The 20,388-nt window shown below is 68.3% G+C and carries 21 protein-coding genes, 1 tRNA gene and 1 pseudogene; 13 read left to right on the top strand and 10 right to left on the bottom strand.

Annotation, left to right across the window (positions count from 1 at the left end; all coding sequences use genetic code 11):
* Window position 1 precedes the first annotated feature (1 nt).
* Entirely contained in the window at window positions 2-1,321 is a 1,320-nt protein-coding gene (locus ACHZD8_RS14425) for an LLM class flavin-dependent oxidoreductase (protein ID WP_394771121.1), read from the bottom strand.
* 121 nt (window positions 1,322-1,442) lie between these two features.
* Here ACHZD8_RS14425 and ACHZD8_RS14420 point away from each other — a divergent pair, with 121 nt between their 5' ends.
* Window positions 1,443-2,801 carry an O-acetylhomoserine aminocarboxypropyltransferase/cysteine synthase family protein gene (locus ACHZD8_RS14420; protein ID WP_394771120.1) on the top strand — a complete coding sequence of 453 codons (1,359 nt, stop codon included), beginning with the start codon at window positions 1,443-1,445 and terminating at the stop codon, window positions 2,799-2,801.
* Window positions 2,802-2,806: 5 nt separating this feature from the next.
* Here the strand turns inward: ACHZD8_RS14420 and ACHZD8_RS14415 are convergent, their stop codons facing one another.
* Complete coding sequence (locus tag ACHZD8_RS14415) at window positions 2,807-3,709, bottom strand: NAD(P)-dependent oxidoreductase (RefSeq protein ID WP_394771119.1); 903 nt, start codon at window positions 3,707-3,709, stop codon at window positions 2,807-2,809.
* Window positions 3,710-3,811: 102 nt separating this feature from the next.
* On the opposite strand from ACHZD8_RS14415, the gene ACHZD8_RS14410 reads away from it, so the two are divergent.
* Entirely contained in the window at window positions 3,812-4,357 is a 546-nt protein-coding gene (locus tag ACHZD8_RS14410) for a DUF389 domain-containing protein (protein ID WP_394771118.1), read from the top strand.
* Window positions 4,358-4,451: 94 nt separating this feature from the next.
* A complete protein-coding gene (locus tag ACHZD8_RS14405) occupies window positions 4,452-5,798 on the top strand; it encodes an LssY C-terminal domain-containing protein (RefSeq protein ID WP_394771117.1) in 1,347 nt (448 codons plus the stop codon).
* Between the two features lie 6 nt (window positions 5,799-5,804).
* Here ACHZD8_RS14405 and ACHZD8_RS14400 read toward each other — a convergent pair whose 3' ends face one another.
* The 4 genes and pseudogenes from ACHZD8_RS14400 to ACHZD8_RS14385 form a co-directional block, all read right to left on the bottom strand.
* Window positions 5,805-8,780, bottom strand: coding sequence for an AAA family ATPase (locus ACHZD8_RS14400; protein ID WP_394771116.1), 2,976 nt, complete (start codon window positions 8,778-8,780; stop codon window positions 5,805-5,807).
* Window positions 8,781-8,875: 95 nt separating this feature from the next.
* Window positions 8,876-9,097: a hypothetical protein gene (locus ACHZD8_RS14395; protein WP_394771115.1), complete on the bottom strand. Its 222-nt coding sequence runs from the start codon at window positions 9,095-9,097 to the stop codon at window positions 8,876-8,878.
* Window positions 9,098-9,469: 372 nt separating this feature from the next.
* A pseudogene (locus ACHZD8_RS14390) lies at window positions 9,470-9,772 on the bottom strand (acyl-CoA desaturase); the annotation flags it as partial.
* A 5-nt stretch (window positions 9,773-9,777) separates the two neighbouring features.
* Window positions 9,778-10,398: a C40 family peptidase gene (locus ACHZD8_RS14385; protein WP_394771114.1), complete on the bottom strand. Its 621-nt coding sequence runs from the start codon at window positions 10,396-10,398 to the stop codon at window positions 9,778-9,780.
* A gap of 492 nt (window positions 10,399-10,890) precedes the next feature.
* On the opposite strand from ACHZD8_RS14385, the gene ACHZD8_RS14380 reads away from it, so the two are divergent.
* Genes ACHZD8_RS14380 through ACHZD8_RS14370 form a run of 3 tightly spaced genes read left to right on the top strand, consistent with a single transcriptional unit; the run spans window position 10,891 to window position 12,877 of the window.
* Window positions 10,891-11,337, top strand: coding sequence for a MaoC family dehydratase N-terminal domain-containing protein (locus tag ACHZD8_RS14380; protein ID WP_394771137.1), 447 nt, complete (start codon window positions 10,891-10,893; stop codon window positions 11,335-11,337).
* On the top strand, window positions 11,334-11,768 hold the full coding sequence (locus ACHZD8_RS14375) for a MaoC family dehydratase (RefSeq protein WP_394771113.1): 435 nt from the start codon (window positions 11,334-11,336) through the stop codon (window positions 11,766-11,768). Before ACHZD8_RS14380 ends, ACHZD8_RS14375 begins: the two co-directional genes overlap by 4 nt.
* A 2-nt stretch (window positions 11,769-11,770) precedes the next feature.
* On the top strand, window positions 11,771-12,877 hold the full coding sequence (locus ACHZD8_RS14370; RefSeq protein ID WP_394771112.1) for a UDP-N-acetylmuramate dehydrogenase: 1,107 nt from the start codon (window positions 11,771-11,773) through the stop codon (window positions 12,875-12,877).
* 13 nt (window positions 12,878-12,890) lie between these two features.
* On the opposite strand, the gene ACHZD8_RS14365 is transcribed toward ACHZD8_RS14370, so the two are convergent.
* Entirely contained in the window at window positions 12,891-13,733 is an 843-nt protein-coding gene (locus ACHZD8_RS14365) for an ABC transporter permease (protein WP_394771111.1), read from the bottom strand.
* A complete protein-coding gene (locus ACHZD8_RS14360; RefSeq protein ID WP_394771110.1) occupies window positions 13,730-14,620 on the bottom strand; it encodes an ABC transporter ATP-binding protein in 891 nt (296 codons plus the stop codon). Before ACHZD8_RS14360 ends, ACHZD8_RS14365 begins: the two co-directional genes overlap by 4 nt.
* 217 nt (window positions 14,621-14,837) lie before the next feature.
* Between ACHZD8_RS14360 and ACHZD8_RS14355 the strand changes: the two genes are divergently transcribed.
* The 4 genes from ACHZD8_RS14355 (at window position 14,838) to ACHZD8_RS14340 (ending at window position 17,106) form a co-directional block, all read left to right on the top strand.
* Window positions 14,838-14,910: transfer RNA gene (locus tag ACHZD8_RS14355), tRNA-Trp, on the top strand.
* Between the two features lie 87 nt (window positions 14,911-14,997).
* Window positions 14,998-15,270 (top strand): preprotein translocase subunit SecE, encoded by a 273-nt coding sequence (gene secE, locus ACHZD8_RS14350; RefSeq protein ID WP_147781954.1) that lies wholly within the window; start codon window positions 14,998-15,000, stop codon window positions 15,268-15,270.
* A gap of 103 nt (window positions 15,271-15,373) precedes the next feature.
* Complete coding sequence (nusG, locus tag ACHZD8_RS14345; RefSeq protein ID WP_394771109.1) at window positions 15,374-16,417, top strand: transcription termination/antitermination protein NusG; 1,044 nt, start codon at window positions 15,374-15,376, stop codon at window positions 16,415-16,417.
* 41 nt (window positions 16,418-16,458) lie between these two features.
* Window positions 16,459-17,106, top strand: coding sequence for a GNAT family N-acetyltransferase (locus ACHZD8_RS14340; RefSeq protein WP_394771108.1), 648 nt, complete (start codon window positions 16,459-16,461; stop codon window positions 17,104-17,106).
* A 49-nt stretch (window positions 17,107-17,155) separates the two neighbouring features.
* On the opposite strand, the gene ACHZD8_RS14335 is transcribed toward ACHZD8_RS14340, so the two are convergent.
* The gene (locus ACHZD8_RS14335; RefSeq protein WP_394771107.1) at window positions 17,156-18,379 is read right to left on the bottom strand and encodes a DUF222 domain-containing protein; all 1,224 of its coding nucleotides are present in this window, start codon (window positions 18,377-18,379) and stop codon (window positions 17,156-17,158) included.
* A 134-nt stretch (window positions 18,380-18,513) separates the two neighbouring features.
* Here ACHZD8_RS14335 and rplK point away from each other — a divergent pair, with 134 nt between their 5' ends.
* From rplK to ACHZD8_RS14320, 3 genes are all read left to right on the top strand, one after another.
* The gene (rplK, locus tag ACHZD8_RS14330; RefSeq protein WP_394771106.1) at window positions 18,514-18,945 is read left to right on the top strand and encodes a 50S ribosomal protein L11; all 432 of its coding nucleotides are present in this window, start codon (window positions 18,514-18,516) and stop codon (window positions 18,943-18,945) included.
* Entirely contained in the window at window positions 18,945-19,634 is a 690-nt protein-coding gene (gene rplA, locus ACHZD8_RS14325) for a 50S ribosomal protein L1 (RefSeq protein ID WP_394771105.1), read from the top strand. Before rplK ends, rplA begins: the two co-directional genes overlap by 1 nt.
* 76 nt (window positions 19,635-19,710) lie before the next feature.
* Window positions 19,711-20,247, top strand: coding sequence for a GNAT family N-acetyltransferase (locus tag ACHZD8_RS14320; RefSeq protein ID WP_394771104.1), 537 nt, complete (start codon window positions 19,711-19,713; stop codon window positions 20,245-20,247).
* Window positions 20,248-20,258: 11 nt separating this feature from the next.
* Here the strand turns inward: ACHZD8_RS14320 and ACHZD8_RS14315 are convergent.
* Window positions 20,259-20,388: zinc-binding dehydrogenase (locus ACHZD8_RS14315; protein ID WP_394771136.1), on the bottom strand; the 130-nt coding region annotated here is incomplete at its 5' end.

Genomic DNA, 20,388 nt, shown 5'->3' with positions numbered 1-20,388 from the left:
GCTAGAAGTCCCGGAGGTTGGCGCGCACGCCTCCGTTGCCGAACTCGCTGCGCAGCACGCCGCGCTTCCTCAGGGCGGGAACGAGGTGGTCGAGGTAGCCGTGCACGGTCACCGGGTGCAGGTCGCCGGAGAAGATGAAGCCGTCGTTCTGCGCCTCGTCGCCCAGCCGCTCGATGAAGTCGGCGACCTGGTCGACCGTGCCGACGAACCCGCTGCCGTCGTCGATGCGGCCCTTGCGCGCCTTGCGCACGGCGAGCTCTCGAAGGGTCTGCGACTCGAAGCCGTCCGCCCCGCCGAGAAGTCCCCGGATCGTGCCCTGCGACACGTGCTGACCGAAGACCGCCGGGTCGAGGGGGCGGTCGAGGTCGAGCACGGTGAGGTCGGTCTCGAGGTCGCTCGACTGGCCGGCGAGCACCGCGCGGATCACGTCATCCGTGGGATGGAGCGAGGCGTTCACCACCCGCTGCACCTCCTCCTCGCTCGCCACGATCTCGGGCTTGAAGACGAACAGGATCGTGATGTCCTGGGGTCGGCGCCCGCGCAGGGCGGCGGCCTCGTGAACCTTGCGGCGGTAGGCCTTCACGCTCTCCACGTCGAGCGGTGACAGGGCGAGCTGCACGTCGGAATTGCCCCCGGCGAACGACAGCCCGCGCCCGGACCCGCCCGGCGAGACGATGATCGGATCCCCGTTGTCGAACGGCACGGCATTGAGCGGACCGTCGAGAGTGAAGTACTCCCCCTCGTGGTGGAAGCCGCCGATCCTGCTGCCGTCGGCGTACTGGCCGGTCGCGCGGTTCTCGACCAGGGCGCCCTCGTCCCAGCTGTGCCAGAGTCGCCTGACCACGTCGAGCCACTCCTCCGCACGATCGTAGGCGGCGTCGTGGGCGAGTTCGTCGAGCCCGAAGTGCCGGGCGCTCTTCACGTCGGTGACCACATTGATGCCGAAGCGGTCGCCGCTGAGGTGTTGGAGGGTGGCGAACTGGCGCGCGGCGAGGTAGGGCGGATACGCGCCGGCGTTGATGGTGGGCGCGATGCCGATGTGCGAGGTGACGTCGAACAGGTACGGCGTGAGCAGCAGGGGGTCGAGCTTGGGGCCGCCGTAGGCCTCGCGCACCCGCAGGTCGATGGTCTCCGGCGAGCCGAGCGAGAGGGCGTCCTCGATGATCAGCAGGTCGAGCCCCGCCTGCTCGAGCTCGCGCACGGACTGCTGGTAGATCCTCGGGTCCTGCCAGCGATAGTTCCACTCGTAGTCCGGTCGCCCCCAGCCCTGTGGGCCGAATCCCCGGCCGAAGAACCATCCGAAGTGCTGGAGCTGCGCCATGACTCGACCCTAGGACGGCATCGGCGGGCACCGGGGGAATGTTGCGTCGTGTGAAGGCCGCGATTGTCCGCGCGGAGGGGCGACCGTAGCGTGGGCAGCGTTGCACTCAGAGGAGAACATCGTGACATCCACCCAGCTGCCGTACGGGGCGGGCCACTTCGGATTCGACACCGACCAGGTGCATGCCGGCGAGACCATAGGCGCCGGCCACGGCGCCCGGATCACCCCGATCTACCTCACCGCCGGTTTCGTCTTCGATTCGTTCGACCACGCCAAGGCCCGGTTCGACGGCGACGACGGCGCCTGGGTGTACTCCCGCAACGGCAACCCCACCAACACCGTGGTCGAGGCACGCCTCACGGCCCTCGAGCACGGCGTTGACTCCCTGCTCGTGGGCAGCGGGCAGGCCGCGATCACGGTCGCCATGCTCGGGATCCTGCGGGCGGGCGACCACTTCCTCGCCACCAGGAGCCTCTACGAGGGCACCAAGACCCTCTTCCGCGAGAATTTCGTGCGCTTCGGCATCGAGGTGGAGTTCGTGGATGATCCCCACGACCTGGCGGAATGGCGGCGCCGGCTGCGGCCGACCACGCGGGCGGTGTTTGCCGAGGCCATCCCGAACCCGAAGAACGACCTCATCGATTTTCGCCTCATCGCCGACTTCGCGGACGAGGCCGGAGTGCCCTTCGTCGTCGACAGCACGGCGGCCACCCCGTACCTGGTGCGCCCGATCGACCACGGGGCGTCGATCGTCGTGCACTCGGCCAGCAAGTTCCTCAGCGGTCACGGCGCGTCCCTCGCCGGCGTGGTCGTCGACGGCGGCACGTTCGACTGGGGTCGGCATCCGCAGAAGTTCCCCCAGTTCTCCGCCGCGCTCGCCGGGGACCCGGACTCGAGTTACCTCTCCCGCTTCGGCGACCGGGCCTACCTCGAGTACACCCGGTCCGTCATCACGGCTCGGCTCGGCCCCGTGCTGTCACCGTTCAATTCCTTCCTGCTGCTGCAGGGGCTCGAGACGCTGTCGTTGCGGGTCGAGCGGCACTCGCGCAACGCCCTGGCGATCGCCCGCTGGCTCGAGGCCCAGCCCGAGGTGAGCTCGGTCGACTACCCGGGGCTGGAGTCGAACCCCTACCACTGGCTCGCCGAGCGGTACTTTCCGCGCGGCTCGGGCTCCGTCTTCGGGTTCACGCTGCGCGGCGGCACGGACGCCGCGCGCACGGTGATCGACTCGGTCGAGTTGTTCAGCCGGATGACCCACATGGGAGACGTGCGCTCGATGGTGCTGCACCCGGCCACGACATCCCACGCGCAGGTGCCGAAGGCGGACCGCGAACGCTACGGAATCGGAGACGGGCTCGTGCGGCTGTCGGTGGGCATCGAGGACGAGGCGGACCTCATCGCCGACCTCGAGCGAGCGTTCCTCGCCCTGCGCCAGGCGCAGCCCTCCGTCGGGGCGTTCGCCGGAGCGCGCCCGGTCTGAGGCGCCTAGGGCGCCCGCAGCTCGCGGCCGGCGCGCTCCTCGAGGAGCCTCGCCACCAGCAGCTCGCCGGGCACCGGGCCGAATCGCTCGAGCGCCTCGCGGTGCAGCCGGGTCACGAGCTCGGAGGCCTCGAACGGCGTGCCCGCGTCGGCCGCCAGGCCCGTCACGGTCTCCAGTTCTTCGACGCACCGATCGAGGCCGAAGGACTCCGCGTAGTCCCCGGAGAGTAGCAGGTCGAGGTGCTCGGTGATGAACCGGCTGCCGCCGGCGGTGCGGGGGAGGATGTCGCGCAGGGTCGCGGGCGTCACCCCCAGCGACTGTCCAAGCAGCAGAGCCTCGGTGACGACGACGGCCTGCCCGAACCAGAGCAGGTTGGCGAGCAGCTTCACGGTCTGACCGTCTTCCGCTCGGTCGCCCGCCCGTTCGACGCCGTCCGCTCGGGCGAGCGCCCCGAGGAGCGGGAGCACGCGCAGCACGTCGCGGTCGGGTCCGGCGGCGAAGAAGGTCAGTCGTCCGTGCGCCGCCTCGGCCGGCCCGCCGCCCATCGGAGCGGCGACGGCCCCGATGCCGAGACCCGCCGCCTCCCCCGCGAGTTCTCGGGTGAGCGCCGGATCGCCGCTGGTCAGGTCGAGCCAGAGGGAGCCGGCCGTCATCGACCGGAGAAGGCCGTGTGGTCCACCGAGGGCGGCCTCGAGTTCGCGGCGACCGGGAAGCACCGTGACCAGCACATCCACCGACCCGGCGAGTCGCTTTCCCGAGTCCGGCCAGCCGGCACCGGCCTCCCGAACGGCGCCGGCGATGTCCTGCCGCGTGTCGAATGCCGAGACCCGAAACCCGTGATCGACGAGGCGCGAGACGATGGGGAGCCCCATCCGACCCACCCCGAGCACGCCTACCGACACCGCCACGCCGACCGCCCTTCCAAGTCCGTTCGCGAGTATCCTCCCACTGCCCGCTGCTGTGCCTTTGGACCCTGTGCGATCGCGCAGGACGACCGGTAGATTCTCCCCGTGGAGGACCGCTTCAACACCGCCGACCAGATGCGAGAGTCCGTGTTCGTCGACGGGCCGCAGTCCGGCAGCCGGTACTCGAGATTCTGGCTGCTTCTGGTGGTCGCCGACTCCACGGCGACCGTGATCGGGGCCATGATCGTCGCCCCGCTGATGACGCCGATCCTCGGCACGATGCTCGCGACGGTGCTCGGCGACCGCGCCAACCTCATCCGCTCCCTTCTGCTCGCGATCGCCATCTCGCTCGTGCCCCCGCTCACGGTGGCGGGGCTCGCCCTCGAGTCCGGCTCGCTCGTGCAGTTCCTGGGGGCGCTGCTCCTCTTCCTCACCAACGTCGTGGCGATCATCGGCACGGGAATCGTGGTGATGTCCCTCTACGGGGTGAGCCGACTCACCCGCGAGATCGAGCCCGGCGTGAGTCGGTGGGCCAGGCTGCGCCGGCCGACCGCACTGCTGGCGGTGATGTTCGCGCGATCGTCGAGCAGTCGGTGCATCAGGTCGCCGAGAAGTGGGCCAGCGGAATCGGCTGGCGGGTGGACAGTGTGACCAGCCAGGGAGCGGAGGTGGACCTGCGACTCGAGGGACCGTCCCCGGTGCCGACCCTCGTGCCCGTCTACACGGTGGACCTGGGCGGCACACCGTGAAATCGCGGCCCCGGGCGCAGCGAATCACGCTCGCCTCACCGCGACCGGCCGTCGACTCCACGGTCGACTGGCTGTTCTTCGTCTTCGGCGGCGCCTCGGCGATCTGGCTGGCGTACCTGTTGTTCCGGGAGAGCTTCTCGCTCGGCTGGGGTGAGATCTGGTTCTCCGTGGTCTACTGGGTGCTGCTCGCCTACCTCGTGCTGCCGCGGCTGCACCGCATCCTCACCCGCATCTACGTTCCCGACTACTTCATCGGGCGGGCCCGCACCAGCGACGGCCTGCTCGGCGATCCGATCAATGTCGCCCTGCTGGGCTCGGAGGCGCAGGTGCACGAGGTGATGGGCCGTGCCGGCTGGACGATGGCCGACGACCTCTCGCTCGCGACCGGCTGGCGCATCGTCGCCTCCACCCTCCTGCGCCGCAGCTATCTGGAGGCGCCGGTGAGTCCCCTGCTCCTCTTCGGGCGCAAGCAGGACTTCGCCTACCAGCAGGAAGTGGACGGCACGCCGGGCAAGCGCCACCACGTGCGCTTCTGGCGGTGCCCGGACGGCTGGATGCTGCCGGGCGGCCAGCACGCCGATTGGCTCGCCGCCGGAACCTACGACCGCAGCGTCGGCCTCTCCCTGTTCACTCTCCAGATCACCCACAAGATCGACGAGAACACGGATGCCGAGCGCGACCACATCGTGGACTCGGCACGCGGAGCCGCGGAGCAGGCGGCGGTGTCGACGATCCGCGACTTCTCCACGGGGTACCACTCCCGCAACGGGGGAGGGGACGCGATCGTCACCGACGGGGACCTGCCGATCGTGGACCTCCGCGGCGTGCCGTCTACGCCGGGCCGGGTCGACATCCTCACCGACAGCCGGGACAAGCGACCGGCGCCCACCATCGTCGGAGCCGCGCTGGTGGCGGCGCGGGCGGTGGAGGGGATCGTGCTGATCGTCACCCTGCTGCTGGGGCGGGGCGACGTGCTCGTTCGGGTGGGCGCCAACGACACCCCGGCCGACGAGGCCGCGATCACCCTCGTCGTCTCCGTGTTCGCCGGGCTTCTCGCCGTCTTCGTGGCCGTGGAGTTGCTCGTCGCGTGGCGGATCTTCCTCGGCCGCAACTGGGCCCGGGTTCTCGCCATGTCGCTGAGCGCCGCCTCCATCGCGCTCCAGGCGGTGAGCCTCGCCACCGGGGGTCCGGGAATCACGCTGCAGACCACGCTGCCCGGGCTCTCGCTCGACGTGCTGCTCATCCTGGCCCTGTCGAGTGAACGCGCGCTCGTCTACGCGCGCCGCGACCGCAAGGCGCCCAAACGCATCTCCGGTCGCCCGGGGGACGTCGCCGCCTTCTGACCCCGGTCAGTGCGCGGCGGGCGTGAGTTCCGCCGCCTCGCCCTGGTGGGCGAGGAACACGGCCTCCGTGCGCGATGTCGCGCCGAGCTTGCGCAGGATGCTCGAGACGTGAACGCTCGCGGTCTTCGCGCTGATGAACAGCTGCTGTGCCACCTGACGGTTGGACTGGCCCTGCTCCACGAGGTCGAGCACCTGGCGCTCGCGCTCGGTGAGCAGCCGCCGGTTGTCGCGCACCGGGCCCGGGGTGAGTGCGCTCGCCGAGCCGGGAGTCGTCAGCCCGGCGCGCCGTTCGAGCTCCGCGACCCTGGTCACGATCAGTCCGGCGCCGATCTCGGTCGCCCGCCGACGGGCCTCCCTCGCGCAGTCCAGCGCCGCCGCCCGATCGCCGTCGGTCGCGAGCACCTCGGCGAGCCGGAGAGACGAGTACGGCAACAGGTGGGCCTGTGCGAGCGGCGAGCGGCTCGCCTGCACCGCGGCTCGCCAGAGGCCGGCATCGGTACCGGTGTGCGACGCGCCGCCGAGCTCGGCATCGAAGACGGCGACGTAGGCGGCGGCGGTCGGCCAGGTGGATGACGGCTCGAGCACCGCGCGAAGACGCGCCTCGATCCGCGCCCGATCGGTTTCGCCGTCCTCGGTGGCGATCGGCGTGCCGGTGGAGGTTGCACCGGCCAGGGCGCGGGCGGCGACGGCCAGGAGCGGCAGGTCGTACGCGGCGACCCGGCGGTGGTCTGCCGCCAGCACTCCGCGCACCTCCTGCCATGCTCCGGAGAGGTCACCGCCGGCGAGCGCGATCTCCCCGGCCACGCGGGCGAGGCCGAGCCGCGACTGGGCGTCGATCTGCAGCTGAAGGCTGAGCGGGGCTCGCCAGCCTCGCAACAGCGCCTCGGCGGCGGCGATGTCGCCTCCCCAGAGCGTCGACCAGAGTTTCAGCCGCTGAAGGTGGGCGCTGAAGCCGATCGGGGGATCGAGTTCGAGGGCTCGCTCGAGCAGCTCGTTGGCGCGAGCCAGGTCCCCGCCGGCGAACAGCGGCTCGATGCTGTTCGACAGGAGCAACGCCCCGGAGGTCCGCTCCACGCCGCGGCGCCGCGCCCCCTCGAAGCCCTCGAGCGAGATGCGGATGGCGTCGTCGAACCGGCCGAGCGCGTTCATCGCATCCGACATGTTCACGAAGTACCGCAGGCGCGCGGAGTCGTCCCCCACGGCGAGCTCTCCGGCCTGTTCGAGGTCGGCCAGACCGCTGTCGATCTCGCCGCGCGCGACGAGGGACATGCCCCGGATGTTGGCCGAGACCGACATCCGCGCTCGGGAACCGACCTCCCGGGCCTCGTCGAACGCCTCGTCCGCGATCTCCACGGACTCGTCGAATCGGGCGTCGAGCATGAGACGCGCCGCGAGTTCTCCCAGGACCGTCGCGCGCAGCACGCTCGGCGGTTCGCCCTGCAGCACGGCGAGCGCCCGGCGCAGCAGTTCCACCGACCCGGTGCGGCCGACATTGGCCAGATAGGAGGCCTTGTCCCTCAACAGCCGGGCTATCCGCTCCACGTCGTCGGCCGGTGAGTCGGCGAGCGCCTCGTCCACGAGGGAGATCGCCCGGTCGCTCTCCCCGGCGTTGCGCAGGTCGTGGGCGGTGTCCGCGAGAAGGGCGACGCGGCTGCGCCCGGCCACGGCCTCGGCATCCGGCACCTGGTCCCAGAGTTCGAGCGCGCGTTCCCCCATTCGCGAGGCGGTGTCATAGGCGAACGCCTGGTGGGCCTGGGTCATCGCCGTGATCGAGGCCCCGAACGCGCACTTCATGTCGTGCGCGGCCATCCAGTGGTAGGAGATCTCGGTGGCGGGGATGCACTCGGTGCTCAGCCCGGCCTCGAGGGCGCGGGCGTACTGGGAGTGGTAGCGCACGCGCTCGCCGGGCAGCAGTTCCTCGTGGATGGCGTCTCGCACCAGGGCGTGACGGAAGGCGTAGGACGTCTCGTCGATCACGATCACGTTGCCCAGCACCGCCTCGCGCGCCGCCCGATCGATGTCGTCCGCCGCCCCGTCGTGCACGGCAAGGAGCAGGGTGTGGTCGACCCGGGAGCCTCCGGCGGCCATCAGCCGCAGGATCTTCTGGGTCGGCTCGCTGACCGTGTCGTATCGTGCGAGCAGAATCTCGCGGAGCGTGTCGGGGAAGCAGTCCGCGTTCACGTAGCCGTCGAAGTCGACGAGTTCCTCGATGAGGAACGGCACCCCGTCCGTGCGCTCGAACACGACATCCACGTCGTGGGCGAGGGGCGCCGAGCCGAGGATCTCGCCGACGAGCTGGCGCACCTGCCGTTTGGTGAGGCGCGCGAGGTCGCGGCGGCTCACGCGCGGGGTGCGGTCGAGCTCCGGCAGCCAGGAGCGCAGCGGATGACCGCGCACGAGGTCGTCGCTGCGATAGCTGAGCACGAAGAGAATGCGGCCGTGTTCGACGACGCGCACGAGGAATCTCAGCAGGCCGAGGGTGGCCTGGTCCGCCCACTGCAGGTCCTCGATCACCATCACGAGGGGGTGCTCCCGCGACACGTTCTCGAGGGCGACCGCCACGCCGTCGTAGAGGAACTCCGCTCCACCCCGCACCCGGGACTCGCCGGCCGGGTCGCTGGTCGAGTCGGCCCGGGCGCCCAGTTCGGGCAGCAGAAGCAGGAGGGCGCTGCGCGACGGTCCGGCCGCCTCGAGCAGCGCCTCGGCGCCGATCGTGGCGGCGAGCGCTCGAAGCGCGCCCGTCACCGGGGCGTAGGGCGGAGCATCCCGGTCCAGGTCCACGCACTGGCCCTTCACCACCACGGTCGCGGCCGGCACGGTCGCGGCGAATTCGTCGATGAGGCGTGACTTGCCGATGCCGGCCTCGCCGCCGATCACCACCGTACGGGTCTCGCCCGCCGCGGACTCGTGCAGGGCGCTCACCAGCGCGTCGAGGTCGCCCTCCCGCCCGATGAGGGAACCACTAGTCTTTCCCGACCGCATGCTCCCATCGTGCCACGAGCCCCCGACGCGCAGAACAGTGCCGGGAACACTCGTGCCGGAGTCTGTGCCCGCGACGACGGTGCCCGCGACGGTCATCAGGAGCGCGCGCGGTGGCCGGCCGTGCCGGACAGGATCGCGCTGAGCCAGCCCGCGCCGAACCAGCCGGCGGCCGACTGCCCGGGGCGGCGGGGCGAGGGCTCGGAGGCGCGCTCGTCCGCGAGACGCTCCTCTCGCACCCGCGCCCACTCGACCTCTCGGGCCAGTTGTCGCTCGTGGTCGAGGGTCAGGTGCTCAAACGCGTATTCGTTCACCAACATGATCTGCTCCGTTCTTTCCTGACACCGACATTCCTCGCTAAGGCGGGTCTGCCGCATGGGGCGCATGCACTATTTCGGGCGCGAGCGGTCGTGAGCGGCCTAAGCCGTTTGCCCGTCTTAGGCGGGCACGACGGACACGGCGCAGAATGCGGCATTTTCCCGATGCCGGGGAGCGGGGCTCAGGAGCAGGCTCGTAACCGAGACCGAAAGAGAGGAGGCGGGTGACGATGTTGATGTTGTTGATCGTGGCCGCGACGATCGTCTGGGCGCTGGTTGCGACGGTCGTGCGCATCGCGGCCGATGGCTACGGCCGCATTCCGACCAGGACTGCACGCGAGGCGGATGGGCCGCGCTACCGGCGAATCTGGTGACGCCGAGGCCCACCCGATTGATGTAGCGCAGCACGATGCCGTACGACTCCCTGAGGCCGGTCTGGGTGTACGGGAAGAGGTGATGCTCGACCTGGTAGTTGAGGCCGCCCATGGCCACGACCGGCACGATCGGCATCCCCTTGTGGTTGGGGGCGAATGACACGCCCATGTAGAAGCCGAAGAGCCCGAGCTGCACCGCCAGGAAGGCGGCGGCCTTGTCGGGCGGAAGCACGAGGAACACGAGCGCGAGGTAGCCGCCGAGGGGCACCGCGATGAAGGCGATCGCCACCCAGCGACGGTTGACCGCCGTCAGACCTGCAGGCGGATGAAGAGCGGGCTCCCCCAGAGGGTGGACACGTGCTCGACGTAGCGTCCCCAGACCGGCGAGTTGTACATGCCGCCGGCCCCGTCGTAGATGCCGATGTGCTGGCCGGGCCAATAGACGAGGTCCCCGGCGACCGCGCTCGCCTTGTCGACCCGCACCCCGAGCCTGGCCTGGTGGTCCGCCCCGCGGGGCAGGCTGATGCCGAACCCGGCGAAGACGTACTGGGTGTATCCGTCGCAGGAGAAGCTCGTGGTCGGGCTGTTGCCGGATCCGTATGGCACGAGGCCCACGAACTGCGCGGCGTACTGGATGAGCGCTGTGCCGCTGTAGCCCTGGGTCGGCGGGGCGACCCCGGTGTAACGGTTGGCCTTCACCGGCGCGGATGCCGGGGCGACCGGAGCCACCGGCCTCGGCATGGTCACGGCGTAGCCGTCCCGGGCGGACGACGTGATGGCGACGGTCGCGTCAACCGCGAACGATTGCACTGCCGCCTGCGGGTGCGGGGCGGCCTGCGCGTCGAGGCTCGCGTAGGCCGGGATGGCCGTCGTTGCAATGAGCGCACCGGCGACCGCGATGGCCCCGAGCTTCGCAACGATGGATGACATCCGGCCAGAGTAGTGGAGAGGCCGCGAAAAGTCTCGAATCGGTAACGGAACCGCCCAGAAATGGGGGTTGAAAACGAGCGCGGGCGAGCGCCCGATCCTGCACGGAAACGGGCAAATGTCGGCGGCGAATCGTAGGCTGGACAAAAAGATCCCGATACGCCGAAAACACTAGATGTTGTGGAATGACAAGAGTGTCATTCCGGTTATATAGTGAGGACTCACGAAGGAGCCGGCTTAACAACTGGTGACCTTGGGGTGACTAACAGGGTGACGAAACAACAGACTTAGGGAGGTCCGAAAATGGACAACGACAACGATTCCATCGGCGGCTACGCAGTACCGGTCGACCCGATGGACGACCTGCAGTGTGACAGCTGCCAGTAAGAGCACTTAGCGCTTAGCGCTTAGCACGAGCCCCGGTCGCCAGTGATGGCGGTCGGGGCTTTGTCGTTAAGCTCTTTCTGTGCAAAGGACTACGCAATGGCCAAGACAGTGTCGGTGAACCCCGAGATCGAGGGGCGTGTCTTTCCGCCCACCACGCCCTACCTCGTCGGTCGGGAGAAGATCCGGGAGTTTTCGCGCGCGGTTCTCGCGAGCAACCCGGTCAACTTCGACGTCGAGGCGGCGAGGGCGGCGGGTCATGCCGACCTCGTGGCGCCCCCGACCTTCGCCGTGGTGGTGCAGGAGCTCACCCTGCACCAGCTTCTCGCCGAGCCGGATGCCGGGATCGACTTCGCGCGCGTCGTGCACGGCGAGCAGCGGTTCAGCTTCTCGCGGCCGATCGTCGCCGGTGACGAACTCACCGCCACCCTGACCATTGCCAGCGTGAAGTTGCTCGGCGGACACTCCATGGTCACGGCAGAGTCCAGCATCGTCGACGCCGCCGGTGCCCACGTGGTCACCGCGACATCCACCCTCGTGGTGAGGGGCGACGCATGACCCAGCAGACCGCACCCGTCTTCAGCGAACTCGAGGTCGGCCAGATCGTGGCCGAGGCCGGATTCGCCATCACCCGCGAGTCGCTCGTGCGCTACGCCGGCGCCTCGGGGGACTTCAACGCCATCCACTACCGCGACGACATCGCGCAGTCGGTCGGCCTCGCCGGCGTGCTCGCCCACGGGATGCTCACGATGGGCGCCGCCGTGCAGCCCGTCGTCGACTGGGCGGGCGACCCGGGCCGGATCGTCGACTACCAGGTGCGATTCACGCGCCCGGTGTTCGTCGACGCCACCGAGGGAGCCGTAGTCAACGTCGTCGCGAAGGTCGGCGCCCTCGACACGGAGAACACCGTCGCGCGCATCGACCTCACGGTGACCTACGGCGGCGAGACTGTGCTGGGCAAGGCACAGGTGCGCGTAGGCCTGGCCTGACGATGGAGTTGCGGGAGCTCACGACGCTGCGCGTCGGCGGGCCGGCCGATGAGGTGATCGCACCCGCCGACGAGGCCTCCCTCGTCGCGGCGACGCTCGAGGTCTGGGCCACCGGCGACGACTGGGTCGTGCTGGGCGGCGGCTCCAACGTCGTCGTCTCCGACGAGGGGTTCGCCGGCACCGTGATCCGGGTCGTCACGCGAGGCGTCGAGATACTGCCCGCCGAGGGCAACGCGGTCCGTCTGCGCGTGCAGGCGGGGGAGCCGTGGGACGCCCTCGTGCGGTTCGCGGTGGAGAACGGGCTGGCCGGCATCGAGGCACTCTCCGGAATTCCGGGGTCGAGCGGGGCGGCGCCGATCCAGAACATCGGAGCCTACGGACAGGAGATCGCGTCGCACCTCGTCTCCATCGACTTTCTCGACTACGGCACCGGCGAGCTCTCCCTCATCGAGGCCTCCGCGCTCGACCTCCACTACCGCAGTTCGGCCATCAAGAACGGCCGCCGGGGAGTGGTCGTGGCGATCGAGCTCGAGCTGACCCGAACGCCGGGAGGGCTCAGCGAGCCGATCGGCTACCCGCAGCTCGCCGTGGCGCTCGGGCGTGAGGTGGGCGATCGCGTGCCCCTGGCCGACGTGCGAGCCGCGGTGCTGGCCCTGCGCGCCAGCAAGGGCATGGTGCTGGATGCCGCGGACCCCGACTCCGTGAGCGCCGGATCCTACTTCACCAACCCCACCGTGAGCGAGCGTTTCGCCGGCAGCCTTCCCCTCGACGCTCCGCGCTGGCCGGTCTCCCCCGACATCTCGGCGCCGACGGTGCGGCCGTTGGACTCCTTCGACCCGGCCGACGTGCCGGTCATCCGCTCCGCCGCGGACCGCCGGGTGAAGCTCAGCGCGGCCTGGCTCATCGAGCACTCGGGAATCACCCGCGGGTTCCGCCTTCCCGGGTCGCGGGCGGCCGTCTCGAGCAAGCACAGCCTCGCGATCGTCAACACGGGGGAGGCCACCGCCACCGAGATCGCGGAACTCGCCCGCTACATCCAGGCCCGCGTGCTCTCGACCTTCGGTGTGATCCTCGCGCCCGAGCCGGTCTTCGTCGGCGCGTTCGAGTAGCCTCGCACCCCGCTCAGGAGTCTTTGCGGATCCAGCGGAAGGTGAGGCGACAGGCCACGAGCCCCACCACGAGCCAGATCGCCGTCACGATGGCGACCCCGGCCAGGTTCCAGGTGCCGCCCATCTCGAGCGTCTTGAAGGAGTCGGGCAGGAACACCGAGCGCATGCCCTGGGCCAGCCACTTGAGCGGGAAGATGCTCGCAAAGTTCTGCAGCCACTCGGGCAGTTGCGAGAAGCTGAGGTACACGCCCGAGATGAACTGCAGGATGAGCGTGATCGGGATGATCACGGCCGTCGCGCTCTTTCCCGTGCGCGGCAGCGCACTGAGCGCGATGCCGAGCACCGCACAGGTGGAGACGCCGAGCAGGAACACCCAGGCGAAGGTGAGCCACTTCGCCGGATCGGTGGGCAACTCCACCCTGAAGGCGATGGCAGCGACCAAGAGAAGGAGCCCGGACTGCAGGAGGCCCGTCACGACCACCTGTCCAATCTTGCCGATGAAATAGCTCAAAACCGGCAGCGGGGAGCCGCCGAGTCGTTTGAGGGTGCCGTCGCTTCGCTCGTTGGCGATGTCGATCGACATGTTCTGCAGGCCGCTGAGAAGAACGCCGGCGGCCAGCATGGCGGGCAGGTAGAACTCGGCGGCGGTCACCTTGTCACCACTCGAGTCCGTGCCGAAGCTGGCGGCGCTGAACGCCACGGAGAAGATCGTGAGGAAGATCAGCGGAAACAGGAAGGTGAAGAACACGGAGTCGCCCTGGCGAAAGTAGGTCTTCACCTCGTAGGCGATCCGACTGGCGCCGAGGGTCACGGTGCGGCCCGCCGGCAGCTTGGGGGCGGCGGTTGTCGTGGTCACAGCGAGCGCTCCAGTTCTTCCATGGACTTGTCGTTGGCGCCGTGCGCCGCGACGAGGGCGAGGTAGACGTCTTCGAGGCTGGGGCGTCGAACCTCGAGGCCCGCCGGCTCCCCGCCTGTGGCGGCGAAGAGGCGTGCGACGAGGGATGCCGGCTCGGTCGTGCGCTCCTCGTGCGGCCCGTTCGCGTCCCGCCAGCGCACGAGGGGAATGCGAGACTCCGCCCCGCCGATCTCGTCGATCTTGCCGATGTCGATGAGCCTGCCCCCGGCGATCACCCCGGCGCGGTCGCCCAGCTGGGCGGCCTCGTCGAGGTAGTGGGTGGTGAGCAGGATGGTGGTTCCCTCCCGCTTGAGGGAGCGGATGAGCTCCCAGAACTCGCGCCTGGCCTCCGGGTCGAACCCCGTGGTCGGCTCGTCGAGGAAGAGCAGCTCCGGTCGCCCCACCACGCCGAGTGCGACATCCACGCGTCTCCGCTGTCCGCCCGAGAGGGACTTGATCCGGCTCTTGGCCTTGTCGGTGAGACCGACGGCGGCGATCACCTCGTCGACGTCGCGCGGGTGGGGATAGAAGCCGGCGAAGTGCGCGAGCTGTTCGCGCACCGTGACGTTGCCGCTCTCGCCGCTCGACTGCAGCACGATGCCGAGTCGGGCCTTCCAGTCGAGTCCGCCGTGCTGCGGGTCGACTCCGAGCACACTCGCCTCGCCGCTCGAGCGGTCCCGGTAGCCCTCGAGAATCTCGATCGCTGTGGACTTGCCGGCGCCGTTCGGGCCGAGAAGGGCAAATGTCTCTCCGCGTTCGATATTGAAGCTCACGCCGTCGAGGGCGACGAATTGGCCGTAGGTCTTTCGCAGGTCTCGCACTCTCACATGCGGCTCGGGAGTTGTCATGGTCCCATGCTGGCGGTCCCGGCCTTCCCGAACAACTGTCCATCGGCCCCTTCGCAAGCAACCGATCGGTGGATACCGGCTCCGGCCTCGCTTTGCGGCTGCCAGATGCGTGACCTACACTGGGTTGAGGTGGTTGAAATCAGCCATACTTTCGTGTGCCCATTTTGGGTGCGAGCATCACATCGACGCGAGCGAGAGTGTGTGATTTTTCCCCCGAAGGGCGGTGGCTCAATTGGTAGAGCAGCGGTCTCCAAAACCGCAGGTTGCAGGTTCAAGTCCTGTCCGCCCTGCAGCTCGGATCGTGCAATCACGCACGGTTCGGCAGATGGACTAGCGATCACCTCGATCGCAAGACCAGTTTCTGGAAGGTAGTCAGCGTGGCGAGAAAAGTGATCGACGAGCCCAGTGAGGACATCGTCGCGAACGCGCGAAAGGACCGCGGCACGATCCGTGGCCCATTCGGACGACTCGCCCTGTTCATCCGACAGGTGATCAACGAGCTGCGGAAGGTCGTCACCCCGACCCGCAAGGAGCTCGTGAGCTACACCGGAGTCGTGCTGGTCTTCGTGGTGATCATGATGGCGCTGGTGTACGGCCTCGACATCGTCTTTGCGTTCGCGGTCAACTTCGTGTTCGGAAGCAACAAGTAGCAAGCCTCGCTTGCCGAGACGCCGCTCATCAGCGGCGCAGTCCCAGAACGTGATCGGTGCACAGCGCCGGAACGCAAGTCAAGAAACGGAATGGATTATTCAAGTGTCTGGAACAGAGCGCGACGATATCGACCTCGCGACTGCCGCCGAGCAGTCATCCGAGGAGGACGAAGCGCAGGAGGGCAACGAGCTCGCTGCCGATGAGGACTCGGTCGAGTCCGCGGAGGAGCTGGCCCTGCACCTTGTCGACGAGAGCGACGACGACGACATCGACAGCGTGGAGCTCGACCTCAACGCCGCGCTCGACGCCGTCGAGGCCGCCGTCGACCCCGAGGCCGACGCGATCATCGACGACGCCCTCGAAATCGACTCCCCCGATGAGGCCGAGGCGGCCGCAGAGGCCGCCGAGGACGAGGACGGATTCGTGGAGCCGGAAGAGGCCGAGGTCGTGCCGTTCGACGAGGCCTTCGAGACCGAGATCGAGTCCGAGCTCGCCGAGCAGGCGAGCGTCGACGAGGCCGAGCCCGCCGATGTCGACCCGTACGAGGAGTTCCGCACCGAGCTCAAGGCGAAGCCGGGCAAGTGGTACGTGATCCACTCCTACGCCGGATTCGAGAAGCGCGTCAAGCAGAACATCGAGAACCGCAAGGTGTCGATGGCCATGGAGGACTACGTCTTCCAGGTCGAGGTGCCGATGGAAGACGTCGTCGAGATCAAGAACGGCCAGCGCAAGCTCGTCACCCGAGTGCGCATCCCCGGATACGTACTCGTTCGCATGGACCTCAACGAGGACAGCTGGTCCGTCGTGCGCCACACCCCGGGCGTCACCGGGTTCGTCGGCAACTCGCACAACCCGACCCCGCTGCGCTTCGAAGAGGCCTTCTCGATGCTCAAGAGCCTGGTGCAGATCGTCGAGGCGCCGGTGAAGGCCGGAGCCAAGGGCGGCAAGGCCGTCGGGCGTTCGATCCCGCAAGAGGTCGACTTCGAGATCGGCGAGACCATCACGATCAAGGAAGGCTCGTTCGCCGGGCTTCCCGGTTCGATCAGCGAGATCAAGCCGGAGAGCGGCAAGCTCATCGTGCTCGTGTCGCTCTTCGAGCGCGAGACCCCGGTCGAGCTCAGCTTCGACCAGGTCACCAAGCTGTAGTCGATTTGTCGCTGGCGTGAACGCCGGCACCGGGAGCGCGGATGCGCCGAGTCGCACTCGGTGGGTCCGCGCTCTTTGCGTTCTCAAACGTACGTGCGGCCCTTTGCTACCGTTTCCTCATGGTTGATCCGGAGGTTCGATGGGCGAACCTGGATGATGCGCGAGCGGTCGCCATGGTCCACGTCGATTCATGGAGAGCCGCCTACTCGGGCTTGATCGATCAACGTGTTCTAGACGCCCTTGACGTTGACCAACGCGCCCTGGGCTGGTCCCGGTGGATTGCGTCGTCAATTTCTGGACAGCCAACCGATGACCCGCTGAGTGAACCGCACAGGATGCTCGTCGCGGAGTCCGATAGCCAAATCGTGGGCTGGGCCACGTTCGGGCCCGGACGCGATCAAGGCAGGTCTCATGTTGGAGAGTTAGCCGGCCTCTATGTGCATCCCGACCAGTGGTCTGCGCGGATAGGGCACGCGCTCATCACTCGCGTGGAGCGCGAGCTCCTCTCCGGAGGGCGGGCCGAGGCGTACCTTTGGGTTCTCCGTAGCAATGACCGAGCAATCCACTTCTATGAACGGCACGGCTGGGCTGCCGACGGAGTTGAAAAGATTGTCGAGGCCGGAGGGGCGGCCAATCTCCCGGACACTCGCCACGTGCGACGGCTCGGCTCAATGCTCACATTGTCGTGACCGTCGGCCCGATTCGCATCGTGCTGGACTCGTGAGCCTGACCTGTCCCCTAAAACGGCGGCGGATCGGGCGCCGTGACATACCCGGTGGGGCTGGTCCACTCGATGCGCCCGGTGTCATCCTGGGTCAGCATCCATTTGGTCATGTGTTTGTCGCGATGATGTTTACGGCACAGGTGCGACAGGTTCATCAGGGTGGTTTGGCCCCCGAATTGTCGATCGATCGTGTGGTCGAGGTCGCAATTCATGGCGCGTTTGCCGCACCCGGGAAAAGTGCAGGTCTGGTCGATCAGTTGCCGCATCCGCCGGAGTCCCTCGGGGATGTGCTTGGTCGGTTGATCGATGTCGAGAATGGCGCCGGTCACGGGATCCGTGAGGATTCGGTAGATCGAGGTCGCATCGCCGGCCAGCTTGCGGGCGGTCTCCGCATCGATCGGACCGTAACCCTCGAGGGAGGCGGGCGCCTCGGATTGGCCCAGGAGCGTGAGCATCGGGATGAGCACGCCGACGCGAACGGCGACTGAACCGCCGCCGGCTCCGGTGATCATGTCACCGAAGACGTCGGCACGAAGCTGCGGCATGGTGCGGGTCTCGCCGGGCACTGCCCACAGCCTGAGCGCCTCGGCGTCGACGAGCGTCATCGCGGCGGTCGCGACCTCGGCTGGCAGGTAGGCCGAGATCCACGCCATGCCGTCGAGATCGGGCTCGAAGATCACGCGGCGAAGGGACGCTTCGGACTCATGCCTCTCGGCCGCCGTGTCGGCCACGATCTGCTCGCGGAGCTTGCGGGCGAAGGCACGGAACCGCGCGGGAGCGAGCTGACAAGCGCGATCGGCCACCACGGTGTCGAACTCCGCGAACATCGAGGAGTCCTCGGGAAGGGACGCGGCAACTTCGGCGACGATGCGGGCGTTGGCGGGGGAAACGTCGCCCCACCGAAACTTCTGCCACGTGATGGGGGTGCGGCCGATCATCGTGACCGCCTGGCTTTCGTGCGACCGGACAGTGTTCTCGGAGAGCGCGAGGCGCACGGCGAGGTCGGCGATCGCCGCCCGCTCCGCGAATTCGACGTCTTCTCTCGAGAATCGTGACGCATGGTTTCCGACGAAGACCTCGGGGCAGTACCTGGCTTCGTCGAGAACCGAGTGGATGGCGACCAGGGTGGCCGCGTGATGGGAGTTCACCGCGCGCTGCTCGTACTCGGCGGCGGCGATTGCGGTGTCGACACGCACGTCGGATCGGGCCTGATCCGAGTAGTAACCGAGCTCCTCCATGCGTCTAGTAAATAGGCAACCACCGACATTTCGTGTAGTATCAACAGGTTGCCCTTTGGGACGACCACACCGCATCCACTCGGATGTCGGGAGAGCTGGCCAACACGGGCCAGTTCGATACGAAAAGGAAAATAATGGCACCGAAAAAGAAGGTCACGGGTCTGATCAAGCTTCAGATCCAGGCCGGCGCCGCCAACCCCGCACCGCCCATCGGGCCTGCGCTGGGACAGCACGGCGTTAACATCATGGAGTTCTGCAAGGCGTACAACGCCGCGACCGAGTCGCAGCGCGGCAACGTCATCCCGGTGGAAATCACCGTCTACGAGGACCGCTCGTTCACCTTCATCCTGAAGACCCCGCCCTCCGCGGAGCTCATCAAGAAGGCCGCCGGAGTCCCCAAGGGATCCGGCACCCCGCACACCACCAAGGTGGGACGCCTCTCGAAGGACCAGCTCCGCTCGATCGCCGAGCAGAAGATGGTCGACCTCAACGCGAATGACGTTCAGGCCGCAGAGAAGATCATCGCGGGCACCGCTCGCTCTATGGGAATCACGGTGGACGCATAATGGCCAAGAAGTCGAAGGCCTACCGGGCCGCCGCCGAGAAGATCGAAGACGGCAAGTACTACACCCCCAACGAAGCGGTCGGCATCGCCCGCGAGACCGGTTCCAAGAACTTCAACTCGACCGTCGAGGTCGCGCTGAAGCTCGGAGTCGACCCGCGCAAGGCCGACCAGATGGTTCGCGGAACCGTCATCCTGCCGCACGGCACGGGTAAGACCGCCCGCGTCATCGTGTTCGCAACCGGACCAGCCGCCGAAGCCGCCATCGCGGCCGGTGCGGACGAGGTCGGTGGCGACGAGCTCATCGAGAAGGTGGCCGCCGGCTACACCTCGTTCGACTCCGCGGTCTCCACCCCCGAGCTCATGGGCAAGGTCGGTCGTCTCGGAAAGGTGCTCGGCCCGCGTGGCCTCATGCCGAACCCGAAGACCGGAACCGTGACGCCGGATGTCGCGAAGGCCGTCAACGAGATCAAGGGCGGAAAGATCGAGTTCCGCGTGGACAAGCACTCCAACGTGCACTTCATCGTCGGCAAGGCCGCCTTCACGGCCGAGCAGCTCGAGGAGAACATCAAGTCCGCGCTCGACGAGATCGTGCGCTCCAAGCCGAGCTCGGCGAAGGGCCGCTACATCCAGAAGGGCACCGTCACGACCACCTTCGGTCCCGGCATCCCGCTGGACGTGAACGTCCTCTAGGCAGCAACGCTCCAGGCAGCAACGCGAAAGGGGTCGGTTTACGCCGGCCCCTTTTGTGCATCCAGAAGGGACAACCATGCCGCACTCGATTCGCCTGGCGGTCGCGGCCGACGCGGCCCAGCTCCACGAGGTCGCCGCGGCCACCTTCGCCCTCGCCTGTCCTCCCGGCACCCGCCAGGAGGACATCGACGCGTTCGTGCGCGACGTGCTCTCGGTGGAGCGCTTCGAGTCCTATCTCGCCGACTCCACGCGGGAGCTACTGGTGGCCGCGCGAGGGGATCGCCTCATCGGCTACACGATGCTCGTGGCCGGCGAGCCGAAGGACCCGGATGTCGCGGCGGCCATCGTCGCGCACCCCACGATCGAGCTGAGCAAGTGCTACCTGCTCGCCGGAGAGCACGGCGCCGGCGTCGCATCCGTTCTCATGGCGGCGACCCTCGAGGCGGCCAGGGCGGCCGGCGCGGCCGGGGTATGGCTCGGCGTGAACCAGCACAACGGCCGGGCCAACCGGTTCTACGAGAAGCACGGCTTCGCGGTGGTGGGCACCAAGCGTTTCCTGGTGGGCGACGAGTGGCACGACGACTTCACGCGCGAACGGGTCTTCGGCGTCTAGCACCCGTTGCGCTAGCCGCGGCCGCCCAGGTCGAGCACGATCTTGCCACGGGTGTGACCGGACTCGATGGCCGTGTGCGCGTCGGCGGCGGCGGTGAGGTCGAAGACGCTGTCGACGGTGTGGGGGACGTCACCCGCCTCG

Origin of the sequence: Lacisediminihabitans sp., from assembly GCF_043726815.1 — a bacterium.
Taxonomy (GTDB): Bacteria; Actinomycetota; Actinomycetes; order Actinomycetales; family Microbacteriaceae; genus Lacisediminihabitans.
This window is presented reverse-complemented; position numbering and strand designations above follow the sequence as displayed.

Coding starts and splice junctions, on each gene's coding strand:
- ACHZD8_RS14425 (WP_394771121.1), bottom strand. CDS start 1,321: ATGGCGCAGCTCCAGCACTTCGGATGGTTCTTCGGCCGGGGATTCGGC.
- ACHZD8_RS14400 (WP_394771116.1), bottom strand. CDS start 8,780: ATGCGGTCGGGAAAGACTAGTGGTTCCCTCATCGGGCGGGAGGGCGAC.
- ACHZD8_RS14395 (WP_394771115.1), bottom strand. CDS start 9,097: ATGTTGGTGAACGAATACGCGTTTGAGCACCTGACCCTCGACCACGAG.
- ACHZD8_RS14385 (WP_394771114.1), bottom strand. CDS start 10,398: ATGTCATCCATCGTTGCGAAGCTCGGGGCCATCGCGGTCGCCGGTGCG.
- ACHZD8_RS14375 (WP_394771113.1), top strand. CDS start 11,334: ATGACCCAGCAGACCGCACCCGTCTTCAGCGAACTCGAGGTCGGCCAG.
- ACHZD8_RS14370 (WP_394771112.1), top strand. CDS start 11,771: ATGGAGTTGCGGGAGCTCACGACGCTGCGCGTCGGCGGGCCGGCCGAT.
- ACHZD8_RS14360 (WP_394771110.1), bottom strand. CDS start 14,620: ATGACAACTCCCGAGCCGCATGTGAGAGTGCGAGACCTGCGAAAGACC.
- ACHZD8_RS14340 (WP_394771108.1), top strand. CDS start 16,459: ATGCGCCGAGTCGCACTCGGTGGGTCCGCGCTCTTTGCGTTCTCAAAC.
- ACHZD8_RS14335 (WP_394771107.1), bottom strand. CDS start 18,379: ATGGAGGAGCTCGGTTACTACTCGGATCAGGCCCGATCCGACGTGCGT.
- rplK (WP_394771106.1), top strand. CDS start 18,514: ATGGCACCGAAAAAGAAGGTCACGGGTCTGATCAAGCTTCAGATCCAG.
- rplA (WP_394771105.1), top strand. CDS start 18,945: ATGGCCAAGAAGTCGAAGGCCTACCGGGCCGCCGCCGAGAAGATCGAA.
- ACHZD8_RS14320 (WP_394771104.1), top strand. CDS start 19,711: ATGCCGCACTCGATTCGCCTGGCGGTCGCGGCCGACGCGGCCCAGCTC.